The organism is Streptomyces sp. NPDC093064, from assembly GCF_044754605.1.
Lineage (GTDB): Bacteria > Actinomycetota > Actinomycetes > Streptomycetales > Streptomycetaceae > Streptomyces.
Map to the genome: position 1 here is coordinate 51225 of NZ_JBIVPK010000022.1, position 25687 is coordinate 76911.

Annotated in this window: 24 protein-coding genes and 5 pseudogenes; 18 read left to right on the forward strand and 11 right to left on the reverse strand. The window is 70.8% G+C overall.

Annotation, left to right across the window (positions count from 1 at the left end):
- Positions 1 to 241 (reverse strand): annotated as a pseudogene (locus ACIQFZ_RS24775) (hypothetical protein); the annotation flags it as partial.
- A gap of 438 nt (positions 242 to 679) precedes the next feature.
- On the opposite strand from ACIQFZ_RS24775, the gene ACIQFZ_RS24780 reads away from it, so the two are divergent.
- From ACIQFZ_RS24780 to ACIQFZ_RS24800, 5 genes and pseudogenes are all read left to right on the forward strand, one after another.
- Entirely contained in the window at positions 680 to 1012 is a 333-nt protein-coding gene (locus ACIQFZ_RS24780; protein ID WP_365436066.1) for an urease subunit beta, read from the forward strand.
- Positions 1005 to 1145 (forward strand): annotated as a pseudogene (locus ACIQFZ_RS24785) (hypothetical protein); the annotation flags it as partial. The gene ACIQFZ_RS24780 and the pseudogene ACIQFZ_RS24785, both read left to right, overlap by 8 nt.
- Before the next feature lie 7 nt (positions 1146 to 1152).
- On the forward strand, positions 1153 to 1812 hold the full coding sequence (locus tag ACIQFZ_RS24790) for an urease accessory protein UreF (RefSeq protein ID WP_402692149.1): 660 nt from the start codon (positions 1153 to 1155) through the stop codon (positions 1810 to 1812).
- Between the two features lie 52 nt (positions 1813 to 1864).
- Entirely contained in the window at positions 1865 to 2536 is a 672-nt protein-coding gene (gene ureG, locus ACIQFZ_RS24795) for an urease accessory protein UreG (protein WP_383060366.1), read from the forward strand.
- A 266-nt stretch (positions 2537 to 2802) separates the two neighbouring features.
- The gene (locus ACIQFZ_RS24800) at positions 2803 to 3444 is read left to right on the forward strand and encodes an urease accessory protein UreD (RefSeq protein WP_402692150.1); all 642 of its coding nucleotides are present in this window, start codon (positions 2803 to 2805) and stop codon (positions 3442 to 3444) included.
- A gap of 202 nt (positions 3445 to 3646) precedes the next feature.
- On the opposite strand, the gene ACIQFZ_RS24805 is transcribed toward ACIQFZ_RS24800, so the two are convergent.
- Positions 3647 to 3976, reverse strand: coding sequence for an AzlD domain-containing protein (locus ACIQFZ_RS24805; RefSeq protein WP_365775510.1), 330 nt, complete (start codon positions 3974 to 3976; stop codon positions 3647 to 3649).
- On the reverse strand, positions 3969 to 4637 hold the full coding sequence (locus tag ACIQFZ_RS24810; RefSeq protein WP_365425219.1) for an AzlC family ABC transporter permease: 669 nt from the start codon (positions 4635 to 4637) through the stop codon (positions 3969 to 3971). The genes ACIQFZ_RS24805 and ACIQFZ_RS24810 overlap by 8 nt, the downstream gene beginning before the upstream one ends.
- Before the next feature lie 170 nt (positions 4638 to 4807).
- Between ACIQFZ_RS24810 and ACIQFZ_RS24815 the strand changes: the two genes are divergently transcribed.
- Both ACIQFZ_RS24815 and ACIQFZ_RS24820 read left to right on the forward strand, forming a co-directional pair.
- Positions 4808 to 5266 (forward strand): Lrp/AsnC family transcriptional regulator, encoded by a 459-nt coding sequence (locus ACIQFZ_RS24815; RefSeq protein WP_365425221.1) that lies wholly within the window; start codon positions 4808 to 4810, stop codon positions 5264 to 5266.
- Positions 5267 to 5633: 367 nt separating this feature from the next.
- Positions 5634 to 5870: pseudogene (locus tag ACIQFZ_RS24820) on the forward strand (transposase); the annotation flags it as partial.
- Between the two features lie 304 nt (positions 5871 to 6174).
- Here the strand turns inward: ACIQFZ_RS24820 and ACIQFZ_RS24825 are convergent.
- The gene (locus ACIQFZ_RS24825) at positions 6175 to 6810 is read right to left on the reverse strand and encodes a sigma-70 family RNA polymerase sigma factor (RefSeq protein WP_376652651.1); all 636 of its coding nucleotides are present in this window, start codon (positions 6808 to 6810) and stop codon (positions 6175 to 6177) included.
- Between the two features lie 176 nt (positions 6811 to 6986).
- The gene (locus ACIQFZ_RS24830; protein WP_402692151.1) at positions 6987 to 7721 is read right to left on the reverse strand and encodes a hypothetical protein; all 735 of its coding nucleotides are present in this window, start codon (positions 7719 to 7721) and stop codon (positions 6987 to 6989) included.
- 211 nt (positions 7722 to 7932) lie between these two features.
- Between ACIQFZ_RS24830 and ACIQFZ_RS24835 the strand changes: the two genes are divergently transcribed.
- Positions 7933 to 9102: an MFS transporter gene (locus tag ACIQFZ_RS24835; RefSeq protein WP_402692187.1), complete on the forward strand. Its 1170-nt coding sequence runs from the start codon at positions 7933 to 7935 to the stop codon at positions 9100 to 9102.
- On the forward strand, positions 9099 to 10154 hold the full coding sequence (locus tag ACIQFZ_RS24840; RefSeq protein WP_402692152.1) for a sugar ABC transporter permease: 1056 nt from the start codon (positions 9099 to 9101) through the stop codon (positions 10152 to 10154). The genes ACIQFZ_RS24835 and ACIQFZ_RS24840 overlap by 4 nt, the downstream gene beginning before the upstream one ends.
- On the opposite strand, the gene ACIQFZ_RS24845 is transcribed toward ACIQFZ_RS24840, so the two are convergent.
- Positions 10151 to 11359: an acyl-CoA dehydrogenase family protein gene (locus ACIQFZ_RS24845; RefSeq protein ID WP_383060376.1), complete on the reverse strand. Its 1209-nt coding sequence runs from the start codon at positions 11357 to 11359 to the stop codon at positions 10151 to 10153. The genes ACIQFZ_RS24840 and ACIQFZ_RS24845 overlap by 4 nt on opposite strands.
- Positions 11360 to 11469: 110 nt before the next feature.
- On the opposite strand from ACIQFZ_RS24845, the gene ACIQFZ_RS24850 reads away from it, so the two are divergent.
- Positions 11470 to 13212 (forward strand): CoA transferase, encoded by a 1743-nt coding sequence (locus ACIQFZ_RS24850; RefSeq protein WP_402692153.1) that lies wholly within the window; start codon positions 11470 to 11472, stop codon positions 13210 to 13212.
- On the forward strand, positions 13209 to 14882 hold the full coding sequence (locus ACIQFZ_RS24855; RefSeq protein WP_402692154.1) for a class I adenylate-forming enzyme family protein: 1674 nt from the start codon (positions 13209 to 13211) through the stop codon (positions 14880 to 14882). Before ACIQFZ_RS24850 ends, ACIQFZ_RS24855 begins: the two co-directional genes overlap by 4 nt.
- A 76-nt stretch (positions 14883 to 14958) precedes the next feature.
- Here the strand turns inward: ACIQFZ_RS24855 and ACIQFZ_RS24860 are convergent, their stop codons facing one another.
- The 4 genes from ACIQFZ_RS24860 to ACIQFZ_RS24875 all read right to left on the reverse strand — a co-directional run bounded on the left by ACIQFZ_RS24860 (position 14959) and on the right by ACIQFZ_RS24875 (position 17537).
- The gene (locus ACIQFZ_RS24860; protein ID WP_402692155.1) at positions 14959 to 15783 is read right to left on the reverse strand and encodes a metal ABC transporter solute-binding protein, Zn/Mn family; all 825 of its coding nucleotides are present in this window, start codon (positions 15781 to 15783) and stop codon (positions 14959 to 14961) included.
- A complete protein-coding gene (locus ACIQFZ_RS24865) occupies positions 15741 to 16610 on the reverse strand; it encodes a metal ABC transporter permease (protein WP_376652645.1) in 870 nt (289 codons plus the stop codon). Before ACIQFZ_RS24865 ends, ACIQFZ_RS24860 begins: the two co-directional genes overlap by 43 nt.
- Positions 16607 to 17242, reverse strand: a complete 636-nt coding sequence (locus ACIQFZ_RS24870; RefSeq protein WP_365435117.1) for an ATP-binding cassette domain-containing protein — start codon at positions 17240 to 17242, stop codon at positions 16607 to 16609. The genes ACIQFZ_RS24865 and ACIQFZ_RS24870 overlap by 4 nt, the downstream gene beginning before the upstream one ends.
- A gap of 169 nt (positions 17243 to 17411) precedes the next feature.
- Positions 17412 to 17537 (reverse strand): hypothetical protein, encoded by a 126-nt coding sequence (locus tag ACIQFZ_RS24875; protein WP_402692156.1) that lies wholly within the window; start codon positions 17535 to 17537, stop codon positions 17412 to 17414.
- Positions 17538 to 17664: 127 nt separating this feature from the next.
- Between ACIQFZ_RS24875 and ACIQFZ_RS24880 the strand changes: the two are divergent.
- The 3 genes and pseudogenes from ACIQFZ_RS24880 to ACIQFZ_RS24890 form a co-directional block, all read left to right on the forward strand.
- Positions 17665 to 17808: pseudogene (locus ACIQFZ_RS24880) on the forward strand (HAD family hydrolase); the annotation flags it as partial.
- A pseudogene (locus ACIQFZ_RS24885) lies at positions 17809 to 17940 on the forward strand (IS5/IS1182 family transposase); the annotation flags it as partial.
- Between the two features lie 287 nt (positions 17941 to 18227).
- A complete protein-coding gene (locus ACIQFZ_RS24890; protein WP_376652644.1) occupies positions 18228 to 19442 on the forward strand; it encodes a PP2C family protein-serine/threonine phosphatase in 1215 nt (404 codons plus the stop codon).
- Positions 19443 to 20008: 566 nt separating this feature from the next.
- Here ACIQFZ_RS24890 and ACIQFZ_RS24895 read toward each other — a convergent pair.
- Positions 20009 to 20224 carry a hypothetical protein gene (locus ACIQFZ_RS24895; RefSeq protein WP_402692157.1) on the reverse strand — a complete coding sequence of 72 codons (216 nt, stop codon included), beginning with the start codon at positions 20222 to 20224 and terminating at the stop codon, positions 20009 to 20011.
- Between the two features lie 296 nt (positions 20225 to 20520).
- Here ACIQFZ_RS24895 and ACIQFZ_RS24900 point away from each other — a divergent pair, with 296 nt between their 5' ends.
- The 4 genes from ACIQFZ_RS24900 (at position 20521) to ACIQFZ_RS24915 (ending at position 25660) form a co-directional block, all read left to right on the forward strand.
- Positions 20521 to 20982, forward strand: coding sequence for a hypothetical protein (locus ACIQFZ_RS24900; RefSeq protein ID WP_365436401.1), 462 nt, complete (start codon positions 20521 to 20523; stop codon positions 20980 to 20982).
- Positions 20983 to 21362: 380 nt separating this feature from the next.
- The gene (locus tag ACIQFZ_RS24905; RefSeq protein ID WP_402692158.1) at positions 21363 to 22592 is read left to right on the forward strand and encodes a sensor histidine kinase; all 1230 of its coding nucleotides are present in this window, start codon (positions 21363 to 21365) and stop codon (positions 22590 to 22592) included.
- Positions 22589 to 23257: a response regulator transcription factor gene (locus tag ACIQFZ_RS24910; protein WP_365434400.1), complete on the forward strand. Its 669-nt coding sequence runs from the start codon at positions 22589 to 22591 to the stop codon at positions 23255 to 23257. Before ACIQFZ_RS24905 ends, ACIQFZ_RS24910 begins: the two co-directional genes overlap by 4 nt.
- Before the next feature lie 159 nt (positions 23258 to 23416).
- Positions 23417 to 25660: an MMPL family transporter gene (locus ACIQFZ_RS24915; RefSeq protein ID WP_402692159.1), complete on the forward strand. Its 2244-nt coding sequence runs from the start codon at positions 23417 to 23419 to the stop codon at positions 25658 to 25660.
- The last annotated feature ends 27 nt before the right edge of the window (positions 25661 to 25687 follow it).

Consider the following 25687-nt stretch of genomic DNA (forward strand, 5'->3'; position numbering starts at 1 on the left):
CCGGTTCAGTCTCCGGCGCGACCTCCTCACCACTGGGCGTTTCGGTACCGGCCTCCGCCTCCTCGGCAGCCGGTTCAGTCTCCGGCGCAACCTCCTCACCACTGGGCGTTTCGGTACCGGCCTCCGCCTCCTCGGCAGCCGGTTCAGTCTCCGGCGCAACCTCCTCACCACTTGGTGCCTCAGGCTCAGTGGCATCAGTGGCTTCTTGGGCTACAGGACGTTCCTGTTCAGGATCGCTCATGGGTTCATCTCCCGTGCCTTGGCATAGTTGGCGAGATGAGCGGTTTCCCGCAAAGGCTGATCGAACGAACTCCCTATATATGGAATTTATATCGTTCTGTCACTGTTTGGGGAGACCTTACGGAGACACTGAACGCGGGCTCGTCGGGTACCGGTCGAGGGCGACGAGAGGGTGCATGAGCAACTCGTCACCGGCACGGCCCGGGACAGACGGCTGCCGGAGCTGTCCGGGGATTGCTGTTCATTCGTCGGCCGGGATCCGCGCCTGACCTGATCGCCCTGCCAGGGCAGCACATTCGGTGCGCGGCCCTGGTGGTCCCTCGGTTAGCGATCAGCAGGACGTAGGACAGGACGGCAGCGGGCCGGTCACACCGCCGGCCCGCACGTCCACGGCAAGTTGAGTGGCTCCCGGGACGGGCGCCGGCGCCCGGCTACCGGGCTGGCGCGGGTACCGTGCAGAAGGCGGCGAAGCTGTCCGCAACCTCTGGTCACGCGGCTGTTCGTGAGTAATGAGTCGGACCGGCCGGTCCAGGTCGGCTCGCACTTCCACTTCGCCGAGGCGAACGACGGATACGTATCCGGTGACGAAGCCGTACCCGGGCTGGTCTTCGACCGCGAGAAGGCGCACGGGAAGCGGCTGAACATTCCGTCGGGTACGTCGGAGCGGTTCGAGCCGGGCGACCAGCGGTGCGTGGAACTCGTCCCGATCAGGGGGGAGCGCCAGGTGAAGGGCCTGCAGATCAAGAGTGGGAACGGAGAGCTCGATGGCTGAGCCACTGACGCGTGCCGAGTACGCCGATCTGTACGGCCCGACCGTGGACGACCGGGTTCGGCTCGCCGACACCGATCTCGTCATCCGCATCGAGGCGGACTGGGCGGGCAGGCCTGGCCGCAGCCGCAACGAGTGCAACCGTGCTCATCCTGGCCGACGGCCGTTTTCCCGCCGGGGGGCATGCCCACTCCGGCGGTGTGGAGGCCGCGGTGTCCTCCGGCGGCGTACACGACCCCGCGAGTCTGGAGGCGTTCTGCAGAGGGCGGCTGCACACCGTCGGGTTGACCGCCGCCGGACTCGCGGCCGCCGCGGCCACCGGCTACGACGCCCTGCTCCTGGACGAGGCAGCGGACGCCCGAACGCCCATGCCTGCTCTGCGTAAGGTCGCCCGACGACTCGGCCGGCAGTTGCTCCGCGCGGCCCGCGCCACCTGGCCCTCGGCCGACCTGGACCGGCTCGCCGGCGCCCGGCCGCAGGGCGTGCACCAGCCCGTCGTCCTCGGGGTCACCGCCCGTGCTGCCGGGCTGAGCCCGCTGGACGCCGCACAGGCAGCCGCGTACGAGAGCGCCAGCGGCACCGCGGCCGCCGCCGTACGGCTGCTCAGCCTCGACCCCTTCGACGCGACCGCGCTGCTGGCGCGCCTGGCTCCCGAACTCGACGACGTGGCCGACGCCGCCGCAGCCGCCACGACCCGGGTCGCCGAGGAGGGCGTCGACGCCCTCCCGGCCGCGTCCGCGCCGTTGCTGGACCTCACCGGCGAGCAGCACTCCATCTGGACTGTCCGCCTCTTCGCATCCTGAACCACCCTTTCACCGAAAGGGAGTTGACGTTCACCTCGACCAGCCCGTGACCATGCCGCACCGCCACACCCACAGCGCCGAACCGCTGCGGTCTGACGGCAGCCGCCGCGCGCTGCGCATCGGCCTCGGCGGCCCCGTGGGCTCCGGAAAGACCGCGACCGTGGCCGCACTGTGCCGGGCCCTGCGGGACCAGCTGTCCATCGCCGTGGTCACCAACGACATCTACACCCGCGAGGACGCCGAGTTCCTTCGCCGCGAAGCCGTGCTCCCGCCCGAGCGGATCGCCGCTGTCGAGACCGGCGCCTGCCCGCACACCGCGATCCGCGATGACATCTCCGCCAACCTCGAAGCCGTCGAGGACCTGGAGGCCACCGTCGGGTCACTGGACCTGATCCTCGTCGAATCCGGCGGCGACAACCTCACTGCGACCTTCTCCCGGGGACTGGTCGACACACAGATCTTCGTCATCGACGTGGCCAGCGGCGACGACATCCCCCGCAAGGGCGGACCCGGCATCACCACGGCCGACCTCCTCGTCGTCAACAAAACCGACCTCGCGCCGTACGTGAACGCCGACCTCGACACCATGGCCGCCGACGCGCAGTGCCAGCGCGGAGACCTGCCCGTCGCCTTCACCAGCCTCACCCAGGCCGACGGGATCCGCCCGGTCGCCGACTGGGTCACCGGGTGCCTGACCACCTGGCGGGCCGGGGCCGCCGCGTGACCTCCGCGACCAGTCCCGCACCGACGCGCCCGGCGGCCCCCATCCACCCACCCGCACGTACCGCAGCGGTGCCGGCCGCCGGCGACGAAGGCAACCAAACCGGCACGTTCACTGCGACCGGCAACGGCGTCCGCGCCACCGCCCGGATCCGCGCCGAACACAACGGCCGCACCACCACGCTCCCGCTCCTGCACAGCGATGGGCCCTTCCACCTACGGCGACTACGGCCATCCGGCAGACAGGCACGGGTGAGCGTGATCGGGGCAATGAGCGCACCGCTGGGCGGCGACCGACTGGCGCTCGACATCACCGCACGCCCGCAGGCCGAACTAGAGGTGACCACGGCTGCCGCCACCATCGCCCTGCGCGGCTCCACCACCGACCCGGCCGGCTACGACGTACAGCTCACAGCGGACGAGTACGCATCCTTGAACTGGCTGCCCCAGCCGCTGATCAGCACCCGCGGAAGCACCCTGCACCAGACATACACCGTCAGCCTCGCCGCTTCCTCCCGACTGCTGCTACGCGAAGAGCAACTGCTCGGCCGTACCGCGGAGCCACCCGGACACCTCACCACCCGCCTCACCGTGCGCCGCGCCCACCGGCTCATCCTCGACCAGCACACCACCTACGGAACCCCCGCACCCGCCTGGGACGGCCCCGCCGTCCTGAGCCGCCACCGGGCCTGCGGCCAACTCCTCGTCGTGACACCAGACCCCCATCCCATCGAGGAGCCACTCCACCTGGGCGGCAACCCTGCGGACGGCTACGCCGTACTGGCCCCACTCGCCGACCGCGGCGCCCTGCTCACCACCGCCATTGCGCCCACCCCGGCCTGCCTGCGCCTCCTCCTCGACACCGCGCTCGCACACACACGACGCAGAGAGTGGAAGTCGGCGTCGACCTGAAGCCCTGCCAGTGCAGCCCATTCGGCGGGCGGCGCTGGTGGTCTCCCCCGCTTTGCGATCAGCAGGACTAGCGGCACGTCCCGTTCCCGTGGTGGAGCTGGACGGCGGCACGCTGGTCGGCACCGCGGTGCAATGGGGTCTTGTGCGTTCTTGCGCCCCGGCGTTGAACCGCAGACCCTCGGCCGTGCGTGGGAGCAGCGGGTCAGCCGGCGAAGAGGCTGCTGGCCAGGGCTACGCTGACGACGGTGCCGCCGAGGATGCTCAACAGGGCGTTGCGGCGCCACAGATGCAGCCCGACGGTGACGGCCAGGGCGGCCAGGGGTGCGGCGGCGCGGGACTGGGTCAGTGGAACGTCGCGCAGGCAGTAGACGAAGAGGATCACCATGACACCGGCCGGCATACGGGCGCCGAGGTACTGGACTGTCCTGCTGGCCCGCAGCGAGGCCAGGACGGTGAAGGGCAGGGCACGCAGAGCCCAGGTGACGGCAGCCGAGACTGCGACGGCCAGGAGCAGGTAGCGGGGGTCAGGCACGGGACGTCCCCTCGGTGGTCCTCGCGCTCGGCCTCTTACGGGTGGCGAGGTGCCGGGCCAGGAGAGCGGCGGTGAACAGGGTGAAGGCGGCCAGCAGCATCTGGCCGGGGAGGACCAGGCGGGCGGTCAGGGCGCTGAGCAGCGCGAGAACAGGGGTGGGCAGGTCGCCGCAACGTTCCCTGACGGCGTCGAGGGCCAGGACGGCGAACAAGGCGGTCATCGCGAAGTCCAGGCCTGTGACGCTGTCGGGTACCACCGAGCCGAGCAGGGCGCCGGCGGTGGCGCCGCCGACCCAGTACAGCTGCATGAACACCTGCAGCCACACGATGCGCGCGCCGGACCAGGACCGGGCCTCTTCGCCGGTGGACAGGGCGTATGCCTCGTCGGTCAGGGCGAAAGTGCTGTAGGTCCTGGCGAGACGCCCCCGCACGCGGTGCAGGGGGAAGGACAGCGCGTAGAACACGTGCCGGACGTTGACCAGGAAGGCGGTCAGTGCGACCGTCGCCAGCGGCGTGGCCGCAAGGGTCAGGTTCACCAGGAGGAACTCAAACGACCCCGCGTAGACGACGGCGGTGAACAGGCTCGCGCACCACCAGGGCAGGCCGGCATGGGTGATGAGCACCCCGAAAGCCAGGCCGAGCGGCAGCAGGCCCAGCCCCACAGAAGCGGAGTCCTTCAGGGCGGCCAGGGCCTCGGGGCGGGGTCGAGGCGAGGGTGCGGGGAAGGGCCTGGGAGGGCTGCCGTCAACGGGCGAACACGTATCCATCACGCTGAAATATTAGATCGAATTTGTCCTCATATGGTTGCGTACTTTGTCTGTAGAATTGCCCTGTGAGCAATGGAATTAGCCTCGACGCGATCGATCAAGAAATTTTGTTTCAACTGAGCCGGGATGGACGGCTGACCAACGTCGAACTGGCCAAGCGGGTCGGCCTGACTCCACCCCCATGCCTACGCCGCGTGAAGCGGTTGGAAGAGGCGGGCGTCATCACGGGCTATCGTGCCGCCATCAGTCCCGAAGCCGTCGGCCGCGGCCTGGAAGTCCTGGTCGACATCGAGGTCTCCGCCAACAATCTGCAGACCATCAAGGCGCTGGAGGACACACTGTCGTCGTATGAGGAGGTCGTCGAGTTGCGTCGGATGTTCGGCCAGCCCGACTACTTCCTACGTGTCGCCGTCACCGACCAAGCCGCCTACGAAGCCTTCCTCATCGGCAAGCTCACCGGCCTTCCCGGGGTACTTCGAGTTCAGTCCCACCTGACGATCAAGAAGATCAAAGCGGACACCTGACCGCCTCCGGGGTCGCACCTGTCCCCCTCTTCCGAAGGCCTCACCATCCGCTGATCACTTGGATCTGCGCAGCTTCGCATTGTCCTCTCGGGCCGGCCGTCGCCGCGCGCTCTGGTCGACGGCACACACCAGCAGCGCGGCTGAGGCGGCCAGGGGGAGCCATGATCCCTCGCGCCAGGGCAGCTCCGTAAGTTGTTGGGTGGCCCGGCAGGGCCGGATGTGACTTCAAAGCAGCTTGCCGACCGTGGCTCGGCTGGAGCGGCCGTCCGGCTCTCCGGGGCACCCTGCTCTCTGATTGAAATGCGCGGATCGGTCACTGTTTACGGAGCTGACGACGGTGTGCTCCTCGGGCCCACGGCATAACGCATCATCCGCACTGCTGTTGACGCTGCTGACAGTGCACGGCCAAAGAGGCGTCTACGTGCCGGGCCGCACCGTCAACCGCATGGCCGGCGCCTACCGCGGCGAGGCCAAGACCGATGCCCGCGACGCCTACGTCATCGCCGAGACCGCCCGTCACCGCCGGGACTTCGCCACCCTCGACGTGCCCGCCCAGCTGGCCGCCGACCTGGCGCTGCTGACCGCCCACCGCACCGACCTGGTCACCGCACATCACACCCAGCTAGGGCCCCCAACGCCCTGCAATTGGGGGCCACGGCCAGTTCGTGCAGGGCATCTCTCGCCACAGTCTCGAAGACTTCTGATGGGATGTCAGTCATGGAGCCGCCCCCTTGCTGCAGGCCCCCCTCGATGTCGCGTTTACCCGCGATCGGCGCGATCATGCTGTGAAATCCCGGCGCCCGGAACGAAAGCGCCCCCGGTCCGGCTCGGGGCCGTCGGAGGGTGCACAACGACGACCAACGCTGACAACCACCGACAGCTAAGCCGCAGGTCGCAACGTTGATCGATTACACAGCCACCGGTTCGGCTCTCTCGGCATCGTGCAGGGACCGCATCAGCGAGGAGCGTGCCCGGGCGACGCGTGAACGGACCGTACCGATCGGGCAGTCGCTGAGCTCTGCCGCTTCGGCGTAGGGCAGGCCGAGGAGTTGGGTGAGGACGAACGCCTGGCGGCGCTCGTCGGGCAACGTGTCCAGTAGTTCAGTAAGAGCGATGCCGTCGTCGAAGCCCGGCAGGCCACGCGGCTGGGCACGCTCGGCGGCACTCTGCCAGTCGTCGGTGTCGGACAAGCGGGGCCGGGCCGAGTTGTGCCGGAAGCTGTCGATCACCGCGCGGCGGGCGATGGACAGCAGCCAGGTGCGGGCGGAGGAACGGCCCTCGAATCGGTGCAGGCTTCCCAGAGCCCGCAGAAAGGTGTCCTGGGCCAGGTCGTCGGCGGCCTGGGGGTCGGCGCCCAGGTAGGTGACGTAGTTGCGGACGTCTCTGTGCAGGGCGCGGACAAAGTTCTCGACGGCCTCGGGGTCACCGCCACGGGCGGCAAGCGCCCAGGCCGTTATCGCCTCGTCAGCAGCCGTCTTCTGGTCATGTGCCCTCGTCTTGGACGGCGTCTTGTCGCATGCGGCGGGCAGGGCAGGACTGATCACCTGATGTCCTTCTCGGGAATCCGGAAATCCGGGTATCCGGATCGGGCCGGCGCTGGGCACGGCGGATCCGGTGTTGGTGTGGGAGTGTGGCGGGCGTACGCGCGCATGGCTGCGTACGGCCGATGCCCGGGCCGTCCGGGCGTGGCGCACACGGACGGCCCGGGGAACCGGCTGTCTCAGACGACAGCGGTCCCCACGGGCGGACCCCGAGAAGTGATCGCGTGAGCAACGAGCAGCCTGCGCGGCGTGCGGGCGGAGCGGCTGCGGCGGGCGCGGATGTCCGGGCGGTGTGGTGGTGCGGGCAGGGTGAGGGGCAGCCGCAGGGGTGCGGCCAGCCATCCGGCCACGGCGCGCAGAATGCGGAAGGCGGCGCGTTCGCCGTAGGCGAGCCACAGGCCGCACATCAACGCGGCCAGCAGGTGGGCGGCGAGCATTCCGGTGGTGGACATCCCGCCCACGACGTGCCCTGTTCCCGTCATGGAATGCGGGGCGCTCAGCGACTCCGTGGAGGAGCCCACCTGGGTCATGTGGTCCATCGCGTGGCCCATACGAGCCATCGAGACCATGTAGTCCTTGAAGGGAGTGCCGTCACCCATGCCGTCCATAGCCATGGTGTCCATGGGCATCGACGGCATCGGGGGCATGGACGGTGGCGACAGTTCCTGCGCGTACGAGAGCCACACATGCAGTACTGCCTGGAGGGTCACCGCGACGGAGAGGACGAGGAGGAGGCCGCGCTCCCTTCCGGCCAGGCACAACGCCATACCGCTGGTCACCACCGCCGCGGCGGCAAGAGCCCACCAGGGCACCGCTGCGTCCGACATCAGGACGTGCCCCAAGGCGGCGAGCAGCACGCAGACGGCCGCGAACACCGCGGCCCGTAACGTGCGCAAACACCACCCGACCGTCATGGCGGCTCATCCTCGCATTCCTGCTCTGCCGTCACGGAGCGGTACGAGAACTCCTCCTGCCCCGCGCTCAACACTCTCCCCGTAATACACGTCACAGTAAACGGCGGGAACTCGATAAGAGTTGGGCCCGACTGCTGTCCCGGGAGGTGCGTCTGTGACGACGGAACAGGCGGGACGGGCCGGACAGAGTGGGACCCGGCGGGCGGCCGAGGTGGTCGGGGTACGGGGACCGGGTGCCCTGACCGCGCTGCTGACGTGTGCCATGGCCTTTTCGATGATGCAGCTGTTCCTACTGGGCGCGCTCGGTCCGCGGCTCGTGGCCGAATTGGACATCTCACCGACCGCACTGGGGCTGACGACCACCGTGGGGTTCAGTACGGCGGCTGTGCTCTCCCCGGTCGGCGGCAGAGTGGTGGACCGGGTGGGACCGCGGCGTTGTCTGGTGGCCCTGCTGGCGGTGGCGGCGGTGGCGCTGGCGCTGATCGGGTCGGCGCCGGGTGCCGGGTTCCTGCTGGCGGCCGTCGCGCTCGGCGGACTGCCGCAGGCGCTGGCCAACCCCGCCACGAACAAGGCGATTCTCGCCGCGGTACCGCCCGCACGGCGCGGTTCGGTGACCGGGATGAAGCAGTCGGGGGTGCAACTCGGTGCGTTCGCGGCCGGGCTGCCGCTCGCGGCGCTGGCCGGATTCACCGGATGGCGGGGTGCCGTGTGGACGGCGGCGGGCGCCGCGGTGGTGGCGGCAGTGTGGGCGGCGCGGGCGTTGCCCCCTGATCCGCCGGCGAAGTCCACATCGGCGGTCTGGGTGCCGCGCGGCATGATCGCGTGGCTGTCGGTGTTCTCGCTGCTGCTCGGCTGCGGCATCGCCTCGGTGAACACCTACTTGTCGTTGTACGGCACCGAGCGGCTCGGTCTCGGTCCCACCGCGGCGGGTGCGCTGGTCGCCGTGCTGGGTGTGGCCGGGATCGCGGGCCGGGTGGGCTGGTCGAAGGTCGCGGGGCGGCCAGACCGGGCGCCCTGGCTGCCGGGTTCTCTGGCCGTGGGCGCGGTGGTGGCGGCCCTGCTGCTGGCCTGTTCGTCGTCGTTCCGTCCGCTGGCGTGGGTGGCGGCCGTGGCGGTGGGCGTCTTCGCCGTGGCGGCGAACGCGGTGTCGATGGTCCTGGTGATGCAGCGAGCCGCGCCCGGCCGGGCGGGCCAGGACTCGGCGCTGGTCGCGGCGGGCTTCTTCGCCGGATTCGCGGTCGGACCGCCGCTGTTCGGGGTGCTGGCGGAGGCCGGGCGGTACGGGGGCGGGTGGCTGCTCGTGGCCGCCGAGTTCGCGGGAGCCGGGACGGTGGCGCTGCTGTGGGCCGTGCGGGAACGTCGGGCGGGCGTAGGGTCATGAGGGCATGCAGGGATGAGAGCACGCCCCCGCCGGAGGACCGGCGGGCGCCCCCCGGCCCGCGAACCGCGCCGGTCTGGGCCGCCCCGGCCCTCGCCTCCATCCTGGCCCGGGTCGCCGTCACCCGTGCCGAAGTCGGCGACCGGTTCCCGCTGTACGCGGACCCGGACACCGGCACATGGCGGACGACCGCGCGCGGCTCCTGGACCGGTGGTTTCTGGGCGGGACTGCTGTGGCTCCGTGCCCGGTACACCGGCGACGCCACCGACCACGCGGCCGCGCGGGACTGCACGGCCCGCCTGGCCGACTGGACCGAAGCGGACACCGCCACCCGCGGACTCATCTTCTGGTACGGCACCGCCCTCGCGGACGACGACCTGGGCCTGAGGGACCGGGCCGCCCGGGCCTGCCTGGACGCCTTCGCCCCGGAACTGGGTCTCGTGCCGTGGGGTTCGGCGTTCGGTGGGCCGCGGTTGATGGCCCGTGTGGACGGCGTGCCCGGCATGGTGCCGTTGCTGGCGACGGTGGACGCGGAGGCGGCTCGCTCCCATCTGCGGCGTCATGTCGATCTGTGCCTCGGTGCACGACCGCCCCGCTGGTCGTGGCGGCACGACCCTGGTGCGGGCTGGACCGCGTGCGCCGATCCGTCCTCGAGCTGGAGCCGAGGGCCGGCGTGGCTGCTGCTCGCCCTCGCCGAGGCCGTCCACCTGACAGGCGGCGACGAATTCTCCGACCATGTCGACGCGTTGCTGACGGAACACCTCGTACCGCCCGCCGACTTCGCTCATCCCGGTGGCCCCCGCGACACCTCTGCTGCCGCCATCACCGCACTGGCACTGCTCGGACTCGGTCATCGGTACCGTGCCGTCGCGGTTCTCGAGGCACTGGTCGAAAGACGCCTCACCGCCGACGGCCGCCTCCTGGACGGCTGTTACGACCTGGCGGCCGGAACAGCCGTGCGGCATGAGCTGATCTGGGGCAACTTCTTCCTGGCGTACTCCCTCGCCGCGCTCACCGGCCTCACGCCCGTGGGCCCCGTGGCCGGCCCCCGTTAGTGCTGTGGCGTGTCCGTCACAGCACTAACGGGATCCGTCCGCAGCACCCGCCGCGCCACTGACGTGATGTGCAGTTCGTCCGGGCCGTCGAGGATGCGGGCCGCGCGGCCGGTACGGAAGAGGGCGGGAAGCGCGGTGTCCGGGCCGAGGCCCGCCGCGCCGTGGACCTGGATCGCCGCGTCGGCCACGAGGTGCAGCGTGCGCGCTGCGGCGACCTTGGCCAGGCCCACCTCCACGTGGGCATCGCGACCCGCATCCAGCCGGGACACGGCCTCGTGGACCAGAGGCCGGGTCGTGCGCAGGGCGAGCAAGGACTCGAAGACGTGGCGCTGGACGAGTTGCAGGTCACCGAGCGGGCCACGGGAGCGGGTGCGGGTGACGGCTCGTTCCCGCATGAGCTCGAAGGCACGGCCGGCCTGACCGAGCCAGCGCAGGCCGCGTAGGGTGCGGCCGAGTTGAAGCCGTTCGGCGGCTACGGCGAGCGCCTTGCCGCGTTCGCCGATCAGGTGGTCACCGTGCACTGAGACGTCGTCGAGCTCGATCTCCGCCTGACCGGTCGCACCGAGTACGGGAAGTTCGCGCACCACCCGGAAGCCGGGGGAAGCGGCGGGGACCAGCAGCAGGGTCAGGCCGTCCCGGTCGGGGGCCCGGCCGTCCGTGCGGGCGAGGACCGTGACCAGGTCGGCGTCGGCGGCCCCACTGACGAACCATTTGCGTCCGGTCACGCGCCAGCCGCCGCCCTCACTTCCGTCGGCGCGGGTGGTGGTGAGGAAGGGGTCGGTGCCGGGGACGTCCGGCTCGGTCATCGCGTAGCTGGCCCTCAGGTCCCCGGCAACCAGCGGGGAGAGATAGCGCTCACGGACGCCTCGGCTGCCGTGCCGCCACAGCATGAGCGCGTCCAGCAGCGAAGCCGATCCGAGTGCCGCCGGACCATGGTCACTTGCACCCTCGGCCTCCGCGACATGGGCGTACCACCGCAACGGCAGCCCCTGACCGCCCAGTTCCGTAGGGAGGGGCAGCGCCCACAGTCCCTCGGCCCTGGCCTCCTCCCGCAGCCGGCGCAACGCGGCCGCCGCGGCCGGGCCGCCGCCGTCCAGGACTGGCTCGCAGGGCACGACCCGCGTGCGGACGAAGTCCGCTACTCGATCCCTCAACCCCACGATTTCCGGCGGACATTGCGGGTCGCCGAGCGTCACGTCCAGCACGTCTCCCCCACCCCTTCGGGAACTCTGGCCCCTGCCGGGCCGACCACCTCTTCGTGGAACTGGTCGGGGGCGGCCGCTCCCGGGTTCCCGCGCGTCAGGAAAGGAGAGGCATGACATCACCAGCCACACCGGCCGCCGCGCACTCGACGGCCCGGCCGCTCGACGGGCTGAGCCTGAGCGCCTCGGGTCCGCCGGGACCGGCGGACGGACTCGTCGCGGAGCACCTGCGGCTGCTCGGCGCGGAGGGGGACGGACACACTGGCGGCCGGATCAGGCTCTCCGGACCTGGGTTCAGCGGAATCACCGCCCACACCAGGTGGGGCGACGAAGTCGTCGACGAGGCGACCGCGCAGGCAGCCACCGGGATCATGGCCGTACACGGCCGGCGCGACGGCACCCCACGCGGTCTGGCCGTCGACTACGCCGCCACCGCCACCGGTGTCCTCGCCGTGCAGGCCCTGCTGGCCGGGCTCCTCGCCCAGGCTCGCGGCGGACAGGTCACGGGTGCGGAGGTGAGCGCCGAACGGGCCGGGTTGCTCTCCGTCTCGCAGTACCTGGCCGCGGCAGGCGCGGAGGAGAGTGAGGCTACCGAAGTCGCTCCGGGTGGACCGCCGTTCACCTCCGTCGACGGGGTCGCCTTCGAACTGGAGACGCTCGACCCGGACGCGTGGGCCGACTTCTGGCGTGCACTGGACGCTCCGGGGGATGCGATACGACGCGGCTGGCGGCCCTTCCAGTTCCGGTACGCCACGGCCTGCGCGCCCTTTCCTCAGCCACTGCACGACGCCGCCCGAGCCGCCGCCTGGGGGCTGATCCGGGATGCGGCTCGTTCCTCCGGTGCCGAGGTGTGCCCGCTGCGTTCGCTTGCCGAGCGGGCCGCCGAGTACGACGGGGCCCCGCCGTGGGAACTGTCCCCGCACAACGCGTCGTACTCCGGCCGGGCGCCGGAAGAGGCCGACGCCCCTCTGGCCGGCCTGACCGTCCTGGAGGCCGGCCGCCGGATCCAGGCGCCGCTGACCGCGCATCTGCTGGGCCTGCTCGGCGCGGAGGTGGTGCGGATCGAGCCGCCCGGCGGGGATCCGCTGCGCGGCATGCCGCCCGCCTGCTCGGGGATCTCGGCACGGTGGCTCGCGCTCAACCGTGGCAAGAAGGCCGTCGAGGTGGACATCAAGTCGCCGGCGGACCGCGAGCGGCTGCGCGCGATGGCGGCGGAGGCCGATGTCTTCCTGCACAACTGGGCGCCGGGGAAGGCTGCGGAGCTCGGCCTGGACCACGAGCACCTGTCCGCCGCCAATCCCGAACTCGTCTACGCCTACACCAGCGGCTGGGCCGGACGGCTGCAGGAGGCCCCCATGGGCACCGACTTCATGGTGCAGGCCCGTACCGGGGTCGGCGAAGCCGCGCGCCCCGCCGACGAGCCGCCCGCGCCCTCCCTGATGACCCTGCTCGACGTGCTCGGCGGGCTCATCGGTGCCGAGGCCGTCCTCGCGGGACTGCTGCTGCGGCAGCGCACCGGGGCCGGTGTGCGGGTGGACTCGTCGCTACTCGGGGCCGCCGACGTACTCACCTCAGCCGCCCGGGCGCGTGCCGCGCAGGGTCTCGACCCGCGACGCCCTGCGGGGTTCCGCCGACCTCTACCCACGGCCGACGGCTGGATCGCCCTCCCGGACCGCTCCGCGATCCCCTGCGACATCCGCGACCTTCCCACGGCGGCGGCGCTGGAGCGACTGCGCGGGTGTGGTCTGTCCGCCGTCCCGGTCGTCACCGACCTCGCCGGTCTGCTCGCCTCCGGCTCGATCAGCCTCGACGCACACGGCGCCCCCGCCGTTCCCGCCCCCTGGAGGTTCGCATGACCGTCGCCCTGCACGACCTGCTGCCCGCCGAACTGCGCCGTACCTGGGCCGTGGACGGAACCTGCCCCGACCTGGACGTCTACAGCCTCTACCGCGCCCATCAGATCTCCGATCCGCACCACACGGCCATCCTCGATGCCAAGGGCAAACTCTGTTACACCGCGCTGGACCGCAAGGCCCGATGTCTCGCCGCCGGACTCGCCGGCCTCGGCATACGTTCTGGAGACGTCGTCGGCATCCAACTGCCCAACGGGCGCAACGCAGTCATCGTCGACTTGGCTCTGGCAGCCCTGGGCGCGGTCGCGCTGCCCTTCCCCGTCGGGCGCGGCGGGCGCGAGGCGGCCTCGCTGCTGCGCAGATCGGAGGCTGTCGCGGTGATCGCGACGGCCGAGCACCGGGGCAACCACCACGCGGCCGGCCTGCTGGCAGTGGCCGATGAGCTGCCCGCACTGCGGACGGTGATCGCCTCGGGAGCCGCCCCCGAAGGGACCACCGCACTCGCGGAGTTGCTGCGCACCGACCCGAAGACTTTGGTCCCGGCCCGCCCCGACCCCGACTCCGCCGCCCGCATCCTGGTGTCCTCCGGCTCCGAGGCCGAGCCGAAGATGGTGGCCTACTCGCACAACGCCCTGGCCGGCGGACGCGGCAACTTCCTCGGCTCCCTCATCCCGGACGGACGCCCACCACGCTGCTTGTTCCTCGTACCCCTGGCCTCCGCCTTCGGCAGCAACGGCACCGCCGTCACCCTCGCCCGGCACGGCGGAACCCTGGTCCTGCTCGACCAATTCACCCCCGAGGCGGCGCTGGAGGCCCTCGCCGAGCACGAGCCGACCCATGTACTGGGCGTGCCGACCATGATCCGGATGATGCTGGACCGCATGGCGGAAGGCAGCCGCCAGAAGTTCACCCCACCCACGGCCGTGATCGTCGGAGGCTCACCGCTGGACGAAGCCACGGCGGCGGAGGCACGCAAGGCCTTCGGCTGCCCGGTCGTGAACCTCTACGGCTCGGCGGACGGCGTCAACTGCCATACGGGGCTGTCGGACGACTCCCGCCACGATGGCGGGCAACCCGGCATTGCCGCAGGGCGCCCCGATCCACGGGTAGCCGACATACGGATCGCTCTCCCCGGCGCCCCCGAGGTGCAGGAGGTGTCCCGGGGCACGGTCGGCGAGATCGTCGCCCGCGGTCCGATGACCCCGCTGTGCTACGTCGCCGCGCCCGATCTCGACTCCCGCTACCGCACGGCGGACGGCTGGGTGCGCACCGGGGACCTGGGGCTCATCGGCGAGGACGGGACGCTCAGGATCGTCGGGCGACTGAAGGACGTGGTGATCCGGGGCGGAGCCAATATCAGCCCTGCGGAAGTGGAGATCGAGCTCGCCACGCATCCTGGTGTTCGGGACGTGGTGTGCGTAGGGGTGCCAGACCCGCTCATGGGCGAGCGGCTCGCGGCCTGCGTCGTGCCCCGGGACGGCGAGCCACCCACGCTGGAAGAGCTGTGCACCCACCTCGACGCCCGTGGCCTGGAGCGGCGCAAGCACCCCGAACGGCTACTGGCCCTTGGTGAGTTGCCGCTGACGCCGGCGGGCAAGCCGGACCGGGCGGCGCTGCGGGAACGGTGCACGGCGCAGGCGCAGGAGCAGCAGCCTCTGGCATCGGCAGGCTGACCGGCTGGGCAGCGGAAGGGCTGCCCGGGAACACCCTGGGCGACCCTTCCCACGTGTGCTTGCCACTCCTGCAGTTTCAGGAGGCGGCCATCACCTTCTCCACCTGCGTCGCCGCGTTCTTGTACACGGCGAGCAGATCCAGGTCCCTGGCCGGATAGTTGACGATCTCCACCTGGCGCGCACCCGAGTCGGGAAGAACCTTGCCGGTCGTCATGTGCGCGTTGTCCAGGACCAGTTGCGGATTCGCCTTCGAGAGGTCGGACAGTTGCTTGGCCGTCACCGCCTCAGGACCGTACGTACCGACCAGTTCCGCGCCCGCCATCTTCGCCGACCACGTCGCGAACACCTGGGCGACGACGGTCGGCGCCTTGCCGTCCGGCCAGGCGGCCTTCAAGTCGTTCTGCAACGCGGCGTACTCGGTGTCGAAGGACTTGATCCACTTGTCGGCGGCGTCCTGGGTACCGAACATCTCGCCCAAGCGGGTCACCTCGGCCTTCACCTTGTCGGCGTCGTTGTCGAGGTTGACCTCGACCAGCTTGGCGTCGGATCCGGCCGCCTCCTTGAACTTCGCGGCGTACGGCTCGAACGGCGCGTACAGCACGAAGTCGGCGCCCGCCACGGCCGCCAGGTCGGACGGCTTCGGGTCGTAGTCCGGCGCGTGCTGCACCGACTCCGGCACGATGACCTTGACGTCCGTCGCCCCCGCCGCCTTGGCGAAGGCGCCCTCCCAGCTGGTGGTGGCAACGACGACCGGGGCGTCCTCGTTCCTTCCGGCGGGCTGCACACCGGACGAGGAGGACGAGGAGGTGTTCTCGCTGCCGCAACCGGTGGCTGTGAGTGTGAGCGCCGTACTCAGGGTCAGTGCGAGGACGGTAGTGATGCGGTCGCGGGTGCGCGCCATGAGCTGATTCTCCGTTCGGGGACGAGATGCACGGCGAGGACGACGACGCCGGCGGTGAGGACGAGGACGGGACCGGGCGGCCAGTCGAAGCGGAGCGCGACGAGGAACCCGGTCAGGTTCACGACGACACCAATACCGACCGCCCAGACGGTGATGGACAACAGGGAACGGCCCAACCGCCGTGCGGCCAGCGCCGGCAGAAGGGTGAGCGCGTCGACGAGCAGGGCGCCGGTGAGCTTGATGGCCCCGGCGACCGACACCGCGACCAGGACCAGCAGCAGGAGGGTGAGTCGCTCGACACGTACGCCCGAGGACAGGGCCAGCTCACGGTCGTACAGAAGAAGCGCGATGTCCCTCCTGCGCCACCAGAACAGGCCCGGGACGGCGACGGCCAGGCCGGCCAGCAGCCAGAGGTCGGCGGTGCCGACCGAGAGGATGGACCCCCACAGCAGCGCAAAGGCTCCCGCCGCGTTGACGCCCGAGACGGCGAGTAAGAGCAGCGCGGCCGCGATCGCCAGGCTCATCAGCAGGCCCATCGCGCCGGACAATCCGTCCGGGGTGCGGGCCAGCGGCGCGACCCCGGCCCCGGCTAGCGCGCACGCCACCAGCGCACACAGCATCGGATCGAGTCCGGTCAGCAGACCGACCGCGATACCCAGCAGCGCCACATGCATCATCGCGAACCGCACCGGCATGATGTCGAGACCCACGATGACAACCCCGATCACGGGCAGCCCGAGTGCCGCCACCAACAGGGCGACGCCCGCCCGTTGGACGGGCACGAGCTGCAGCAACTGGCCGACGTCGGCCGCGGCCAGCGTGCTCACCGGACCTCCCGCAACCTGCCCGCGGCCATCTCCAGCACCCGGTCGCAGCGGTCGGCGAGGGCTCGGTCGTGCGTGACGACCACGACGGTCACCGGCAGGGACAGCAGAACGTCGGCCGCCTCCTCCTGGCCGGAGAAGTCGAGCGCGGCGGTGGGCTCGTCAGCCAGCAGCACCCCTGCGCCCGCGGCCACGCAACCCACCGCCCGCGCCAGGTACATGCGCTGGAGCTGGCCTCCGGACAGCGTGTGCAGCGGCCGGTCGGCGAGATGCCCGACGCCGAGCTTGTCTGCCGCCTCGGCCGCCTCGGCGCCAGAAGCGCTGCTCGCCAGCAGTTCCCGGCCCAGCAGCGGAAACCGGCCGGCCGCCGGCTTCTGCGGGATCCACGCGCACACCCGGCGCCGCCACGCCCACTCGGCCGCGCTTCTGGTGTCCCGCCCACCCACCAGGATCCGGCCCGCGAAGTTCCGGTGCAGGCCGAGAACCGCACGCAGCAGCGTCGTCTTGCCCGACCCGTTGGTGCCGGTCAACGCCACCCGCTGCCCCACCGCGACGTCGAGGTACACCTCACGCACCGCCTCGACCCGGCCGTGCCGGCACACGACGTCGGACATCCGGACGTCCAGACCCTCCATGCCACCTCCCTGCTTCCTCGTCACAGCAGTCGGATGGAGGGGCCGGTGGGTTCCCCGGGGATCCGCCAAGCGATCCAGGAACGACGACAACGGTCTCGTCTCACGCTCTGTCAATCCCGGGCAGCGGTCCGTAGGCGGACGTCGCGACGTCGTGGACCGCCCCGAACTGTCACTGCCCGCTCTGGCCGGGACGGACCACCACAGCGAAGGCCTCGACGCGTCCCGCGTGATCGAAGCGCGAGGTGAACGGCACCAGGTCGCCGGCCTGCCACCGGCGGGTGCCCGGCACGGCCATGTCACCAGTGTGCGGTGACGTGTCCAGCGTGCCGCCGGCCGGAACCGGCAGACTGCCCTCGCCAGACGATTGCACTACAGGCGAGGGCGACGTCTCCGGCGGAACCCATCAGTCGAAGGACGGCCTGGTAGACGAAGTGCATGCCCGGTGCACGCCCGTGGGGAAGGTCGCCCTCGTCCGCGAGTTGCAGACACAGGGCTACCGGGTAGCCATCGTCGGTGACGGCGTCAACGATGCCGCCGCCCTGGCTGGCGCCGACCTGGGCATCGCGACGATCTCGTGGCTGACCGGCTACTGACGACTCAGCCCCTGCTACGAACGCGATCGCCGCAACTACCCGGCCTTCCTCGGACTCGCCACCGCCCTGTGCTGCTACGAGGGCCTCGTCCGCCTCAGCCCGTAGGACACGGTCTGAGAGTGGCACCGCGGTGGTGATAGCCACCCACGAAGTCGTCGGCCTACGCTGGGCCAAGGACGCGGCAGCCGCACCGGCCGATGCGGTGTCGCGATGGACGAAAGCCCCCACTTCGCGGGGCCCGTCGCGAGGCCGCCCTCGTCCGGTCGTGTTCCTGCGGCCCGACGGCGGCGGCCGCGAGTGGACTGCCGATCCGGAGGACATGAAGCTCAGCGGTGGCCTGCGCGGATCCGTCACGATCTGCGGGGCTGTCCTGGAAGGTGTAAGCCGAGGGTATGAGTCTGCGGTGGCCGATTCCTCACCACCAGCGCTCGTGGCGGACCAGCGATGCGCTGTTGGCGCTGCCGCTCGGGCTGATCGGGGCTATCGCGCTGGTCGACGCGCTGACCCCGAACGGTGTGCCGCTGGGCCCTCTGCTGATCGTGGCGCCCGCGATCACCGCGTCCTTCGCGGGCGCTTTCCTCACCGGCGTGATCGGAGCCATATCGGTGGTGGCCCTGCTCGCCGTCAATCTGACCCACCCGGACGCCCACCTGAGCGGGATGTACTTCGATTCGCAGATCATCGCCCTGTTGGTGGTCACGGTGATCGTCACTCTGTTCCGGTACCTGCGCGAGCGGCACGGCCGTGAACTGGCGCAGGTACGGACCGTGTCGGAGGCCACACAGCGGGCGCTTCTACGGCCGCTGCCCCACCGGATCGGCCCGCTGTGGGTCGCTTCGGTGTACCTGGCTGCCGAGGAACAGGCGCTGATCGGCGGCGATCTGTACGCGGCCGTCCGCACCAAGGGGGCCACCCGGCTGATCATCGGCGATGTCATGGGCAAGGGCCTGACCGCCGTCGGCGACGCGGCACTGTTGCTCGGCGCCTTTCGGGAGGCCGGGCACCGCCAGTCCAGCCTGCCCGGCCTGGTGGCCTACCTCGACCACAGCGTGCGCTGGAATCTGGCCGAACCCACCGATCAGGAAGCGGCGGGAGAGTGCTTCATCACCGCCGCCGTCATCGACATCCCGGACGCACTGCCGCAGATGCGGATGGTCACCTGCGGACACCCTCCTCCCCTGCTGCTGCGCGACCAGCAGGCCATGCCGCTGCACGCCACCAGCCCCGCCCCGCCGCTGGGCCTGGGTGAACTGACCATCCCCGACTACCACGTCGACACCTTCACCCTGCTGCCCGGAGACCTCCTGCTCCTGCACACCGACGGCGTCGTGGAGGCCCGGAACGGAAGCGGCGTCTTCTATCCGCTGGTCGATCGGGTCGCCGCCTGGGCGCAGGGCAGCCCTCCGGAGTTGGTCCGCCACCTGAGCGAAGACCTGCTCGCCCACGTCGGCGGACGCCTGGCCGACGACGCAGCCATGATCGCCATCCAGCGCACTTCGCCGACCGTTCGCGAGTCAAGCGAGGAACTCGCAGCCACAGAGCGCGTCGGCGTCGCCCGGGCCGCCTTCCACTACGCTCCGGGGGCCGGTGCCTTCCTGCCACCGTGAGCGACCGCTCGGCACCGTTCTCGCCACGTTCGGGCACCACGCGATCGCTGAGGGAAGTGTGCCCTGGCTGTTGGTGACCGTCTCCGGCGTCGTCCAGACGGGGAGGCACCGACCTGGATGCCCGCCCACGCGGTGCACGCGGGAGGCCTCGCCGCCTCGTCGGGTGACGGGCATGCCTGGCATCACGTCGGAGTACCGATGACAACCGTCCACACGGCCCCGCGCCGACGTGATCACCGGCAAACAGTTCTTCGCCCGCCACGCGAGACACTGCGGCTTCCGCCAAAACGGCAATCCAAAAGGGCACTGCTTACGTAACCGAAGTACGGCTGCAGTCCGGGGATATTTCCCCTGGTCGGCTGGTTCCCGTGCAGCGGGGATCTTGGATGCGAGACGTGCTCCTCGAACGCGCGGGGCCCCGCCCACGGCCGTGCCGCTCCCTTGCGGCCGCGGTCATTCATGTCGTACGTCCAAGACCGCGCCGGCCCCGCCACACGGGCCGACGCGGCAGAGGGAAGAGTGCATTCACCATGCGAGTAAAAGGCGCTAGGCGTCTCGTCGCGACGTCAGCCGCCATTCTGATGGCCGGCGGCGCTGCGATGGGCGCAGCCGGTACGGCCGCAGCAGCAGCGCCTGCCGTGCACACCCACGTGACCACCAGCCGGTGCTTCGGCGGCGACTGGCGCTGCTTCGACCACGGATTCCGCTTCGATCACCACTTCGACCGTGGTGGGTTCCGCTTCGATCACCACTTCGACCGTGGTGGGTTCCGCTTCGACCATGGTGGGTTCCGCTTCGGCCACCGGTTCGGCGGCGGACCCGTCGTGATCATCGTGCGCTAGTAGCGGTCGCCGCTGGAACCCAAGGGGGCGCGCTCATCGCGGGCGCGCCTCCCACGAGGTGTTCGTCCCTCGACCAGGCTCATGCTGCGTCGAACTGCGCGGCGAGGACGCGGCTGGAGGCATCCCCGAGGACGGACACCGCCTGCGAGCAGTGAGCCGAGGTCCCGCTCCGCTCTCCGCTGCCGAGGATTCCCCCGGGGCCTTGTGCTCCACGCACGTGAACCGCTGGAGTCGCGATGAACTCCACCAATGCAGCCGAAGCCTCCCTGAGAGGACTCGGAGCATGCTGTGCTGTCGCCAACGCGGTGCTGCACACACTCCTAGTCCCTGATCACCTTGAGGAAAAGTTCTACATCGGCGTCCTGTTCGCCGTAGGCAGTGCCGCCATGCTTGCCGTCGCTCTGGCGCTCGCCATCATGAAACCAACCGTGGCCGCTTGGCTGACCGGGGCACTCGTCAGCCTCGGCATGATCACCGGCTTTCTGCTGTCGCGCACGGTCGGTCTGCCGGACGGCTACCACGAACGGAGCTGGGAGCCGCCTTACGGCGTACTCTCTTTGCTCGTCGAAGGGCTCTTCGTCATCGCATTCCTTGCCTGGCTCCGCGAAAGGGCAGCTCACAGCACTGTGCCCAGACTGCCGCACAGGTCGGACAACGAGCCAGTCCCGCTTGGGCGAGGCAGGGCAAAACGCCGGTGAATAAGCCTGGCGGACGCCGGCGACCGCGAGCTTCCTGCGCCGACCGAGGAGTTCATGCGGTTCGTCTCGGCGGGACACGTTGATTGGTCTGATGCCGACCCGGTGATCGATCACCGGGTCGCCTACGCGCGCGTGCCGCGGAGGGGGCGGCGCCCGTTCGATGAGACCGCCGCCCGCAGCCTTGTCCGCACGGTGACCTCACCTCGAACGGTGCGCCGTGCGAGGTGTGTCGGGCAGGCTGAGGTGGCTCGGCACCCTGTGCCGTACTCCACCGGTTGCGTCCCCGCCCGCTCCCGTACCCCCGAAGTTGCGCCCCGGCGCTGCAGGATGTCGCCGCGCGGAGGGCGCGCCACTCCCGTACCGCCCCTACGCTGGCGCATATGGTCTTCGACCCCGCCCCGAGCCAGCGCCGCGGACCCCGGCTGCCGCACGGCCGGGCTGCCGATCTGGCGTTGGCGGGAGTGGTGTTCACCGTGGTGGCGCTGGGCTCCGCCCAGTCGTTCTGGGACGAGGGCGAACGGAGCGGCCCGGTGCTCGCGCTGGCCGCGCTGCTCCTCGTTCTGGCCTGCGGGGTGCTGTACTTCCGCAGGCGCTACCCCGTCGCAGTGGGCTGGACGGTGCTCGTGCTCACGGGCACCTTCTATTCGCTGCGCTTCGACGGCCCCCTGGTGATCGCCCTGATCGTCGCGCTGTACACCGTCGCTGCGACGGGCCGCATGCGCGCCGCCGTGGCGCTCGTCTCGGTCGCCGTGTTCGGTGTGGGCACGGTCAGCGTCCTGGGCAGCGAGGACCTGACCGGCCTCGCCGTCTTCCTGCTGTCCGGCTGGCTCGTAGCCGTCGTCGCGCTCGGATACGTCCGCTACAGCCGCCTCGCCCACGCCCGCGAGGTCGAGCGGCGAGCCGCCACCGAGGAGCGGCTGCGCATCGCCCGCGAACTGCACGATGTCATCGGCCACCACATCTCGCTCATCAACGTTCAGGCGGGCGCCGCCCTGCACCGCCTGAGAAAGGACCCGGCGAAGGCCGCGGCTCAGGCCGAGGAGGCCCTGGCCGCCGTCAAGGACAGCAGCAAGGCGGCACTGCGCGAACTGCGCGCAACTCTCGGCGTGTTGCGCCAGGCCGACGAGGCGGCGCCGTTGGCCCCCGCGGGCGGGCTGGACCGGCTGGGCGAACTGGTCCGGGCGGCGGAGCGGGCAGGGCTTGCCGTACGGACGCGGACCGAGGGCGCCAAGCGGCCACTGTCCACCGAGGTGGGCCTGGCGGCGTACCGCATCACCCAGGAGTCGCTGACCAATGTCGCCCGGCACGCCCATGCCACGGCGGTCACCGTACGGTTGCGCTATGGTGACCGCGACCTCCTGGTGGAGGTCGAGGACGACGGGAACGGCACGGCAGCGCACGGCGGCGCCGGCACCACGGACCCCTCGACCGGCAGCGGCCTGGGCGGTATGCGCGAGCGCGCCCGCGCCCTGGGCGGTGAACTCATCGCGGGGCCCCGGCCGGGCGGCGGATTCGCCGTGCAAGCGCGGATTCCCTACGGTCCGTACGTTCCAGGCCCTCCAGCCGGTCCACAGGTGTCACGCGAGAACGGAGCAGGCAGACGATCATGATCAGGGTGCTGCTCGCCGACGACCAGCGACTCGTCCGCGCCGGTTTCCGCTCCATCCTGGAGGACGAGGACGACATCACGGTCGTCGGGGAGGCGGCCGACGGCGACGAGGCCGTCATCGCCTGCCGCGAACTGCGCCCCGATGTGGCCCTGCTGGACATCCGAATGCCCGGCACCGACGGCATCGAGGCCGCCCGGCGGATCGCCGCCGACGAGCGGCTCGCGGACGTCCGCGTCGTCATCCTGACCACCTTCGACCTGGACGACTATGTCTACGGCGCGCTGCGCGCCGGCGTCACCGGCTTCCTGCTCAAGGACACCGAGCCGGAGGAGCTGATCCATGCCGTCCGGGTGGCCGCCCGCGGAGATGCGCTGATCAGCCCGTCCGTCACCCGCCGGCTGATCGCCGAGTTCGCAAGCCGGGTCAGGGCACCGAATCCCGGCCCCCGGCTCAACGCGCTCACCGAGCGGGAGCGGGAAGTCATGCAGCTGGTCGCGGCCGGTCTGAGCAACGATGAGATCGCCGCCCGCCTGGTCCTCAGCCCCGCCACGGCGAAGACCCACGTCAGCCGCATCATGACCAAGCTGCAGGTACGGGACCGGGCCCAACTGGTCGTGCTCGCCTACGAGTCCGGGATGGTCAGCCCCGGCTGGCTGAACGACTGACCACAGCCGGACGACGCAGGACGGCCCGGCGAGCCCCGACCCCCAGGGACGGGACAACCGGAGTCGTACGCGCCCCTCCGAACCCACAACCGCCGGGGTATGCGAAGTGTCCGCCCCGGGCGGACGTGCCCGGGCATACGCCCACCGCACGCTCAGCGCATGAACACATCACCCGCAAGCGGCGACGACATCGCCAGCAACACCCCTCCCACAACCGGGGTCCGCATACCCCCGACGCCCGAGTCCGCAGTCACCCCGGCAGCCCCCGGCCGCGGCGGGGTCTTCGCCCGCCTGGCCTTCTGGTCGCAGCGCCACCGCTGGGCCGCCCTGCTCCTGTGGGTGGCCGTGGTCGCCGTGATCGCCGCCGGCGCACGGACGGCCGGCAGTACGTACCACAACGATTTCCTGCTGCCCGGCACGGACTCCCAAGCCGCCACAGATCTGCTGAAGAAGCATGGCTCGGCACAGGCCGGCGACAGCGTGCAGATCGTTTTCAAGGACGAGACCGGGCTGCGGGCCACCGGCATCCGGCCCCGCGTCGAGTCGACGCTGAACGAGGTCCGCGGCCTGCCGGGTGTCGTCACGGTCCGCAGCCCGTACGCGGACTCGGCCGCCATGTCCCGGGACGGCGCCATCGGGTATGCCACCGTGACGCTGGCCGGCAAAGCGCAGGACGTACCGAAGCCGGACATCGTCAGGATCATCGACACAGCGAAGTCCGCAGAACAGTCCGGGAAGAGCGGCCTGAGAGTGGAGCTCGGCGGTGCGGCGGTGCGCGCGGCGCAGGAGCAGAAGAGCGGGTCCGCCGAGGGCGCGGGGCTGATCGCCGCGCTGGTGGTGCTCGTGCTGCTCTTCGGCTCGGTCGCGGCCGCCGCGCTGCCCCTGGTCACAGCGCTGTTCGCGGTGGGCGGCGCGATCGGCCTGATCGTGCTGGCCTCGCACGTGTTCACGGTCGCCGACTTCACCCCGCCGGTGATGATGCTGGTCGGCCTCGCGGTCGGCGTCGACTACGCGCTGCTGATCTTCTACCGCTACCGTCACGAGATCACGGACGGCGCCGATGCGTCCACGGCCACACGCCGGGCGATGGACGCCGCCGGTCGTACCGTCTTCTTCGCCGGCTGCACCGTCATCATCGCGCTGCTCGGCCTGGTGGCCCTGGGACTGGGCGCGCTGCAGGGCGTGGCGCTCGCCGTCGCGCTGACCGTCCTCGTCACCATGGCGGCATCGCTCACCCTGCTGCCGGCGCTGCTGGCGGTGTTCGGCGGGCGGATCCGGCGCCAGGTGCTGCGGCAGGCGGCCAAGGCGCAGGCCAAGGGGAGGGTGACGGGCCGCCGTTGGCGTGCCCTGGCCGACGCCGTACAGCACCGGCCCTTGCCCGTCCTGCTGGCCGCCACCGCGGCACTGCTGGCCCTGTCCGCGCCTGCGCTCGGCCTGCGCCTCGGCTTCGCCGACGCGGGCAACGACCCTGCGTCGTCCACCAGCCGGCAGGCCTACGACCTGCTGGCGGAGGGCTTCGGCCCCGGTTTCAACGGCCCCCTGGTCGTCGTGGGCAAGGGCGACCAGGCGGCGGGCGCTCAGCTGCGCTCGGCCCTCGCCGCAACCGACGGCGTGGCGGCAACGACCCCGCCGATCCCGTCCCCAGACGGCTCCCTGTCCACGGTCCTGGTGTTCCCCACGACCGCGCCACAGGACAAGGGCACCACCGACCTCGTCCACGAACTGCGCGACCACGTACTGCCGCCGCTGGAGAAGCGCACCGGCGCAAACTTCCTGGTCGGCGGTTCGACGGCGGCCGCACAGGACTTCGCCGACAGGGTCTCGGCCCGCATGCCACTTTTCATCGCCATCGTGGTGGGCCTGTCGTCACTCCTGCTGATGACGGTCTTCAGGTCGCTCCTGATCCCCCTCAAGGCCGCCGTCCTGAACCTCCTGTCCATCTCCGCCGCCCTGGGCGTGATCACCCTGGTCTTCCAGCACGGCTGGTTCGGCGCGCAGCCGGGACCGGTCGAGGCCTTCATCCCCGTGATGATCTTCGCAATCGTCTTCGGCCTCTCCATGGACTACGAGGTGTTCCTCGTCTCCCGCATCCACGAAGAGTGGGTACGCACCCAGGACCACGCCCACGCCGTCCGCGAAGGCCTGGCCGCGACCGGCAAGGTCATCACCGCGGCCGCAAGCATCATGATCGTCGTCTTCGCGGCCTTCATGCTCAGCCCGAGCCGCATGCTCCAGCAGTTCGGCCTGGGCCTGGCGACGGCTGTCCTCCTGGACGCGCTGATCATCCGCTGCCTGATCGTCCCGGCCGCCATGCAGCTGTTCGGCACCCGGGCATGGTGGCTACCGGCCCCGTTGTCCCGCCGCCTGCCGAGACTGTCGCTGGAGAGCAATCACATTCTGTGACGGCGGAGCCGGGAGACTGCCAGGTTG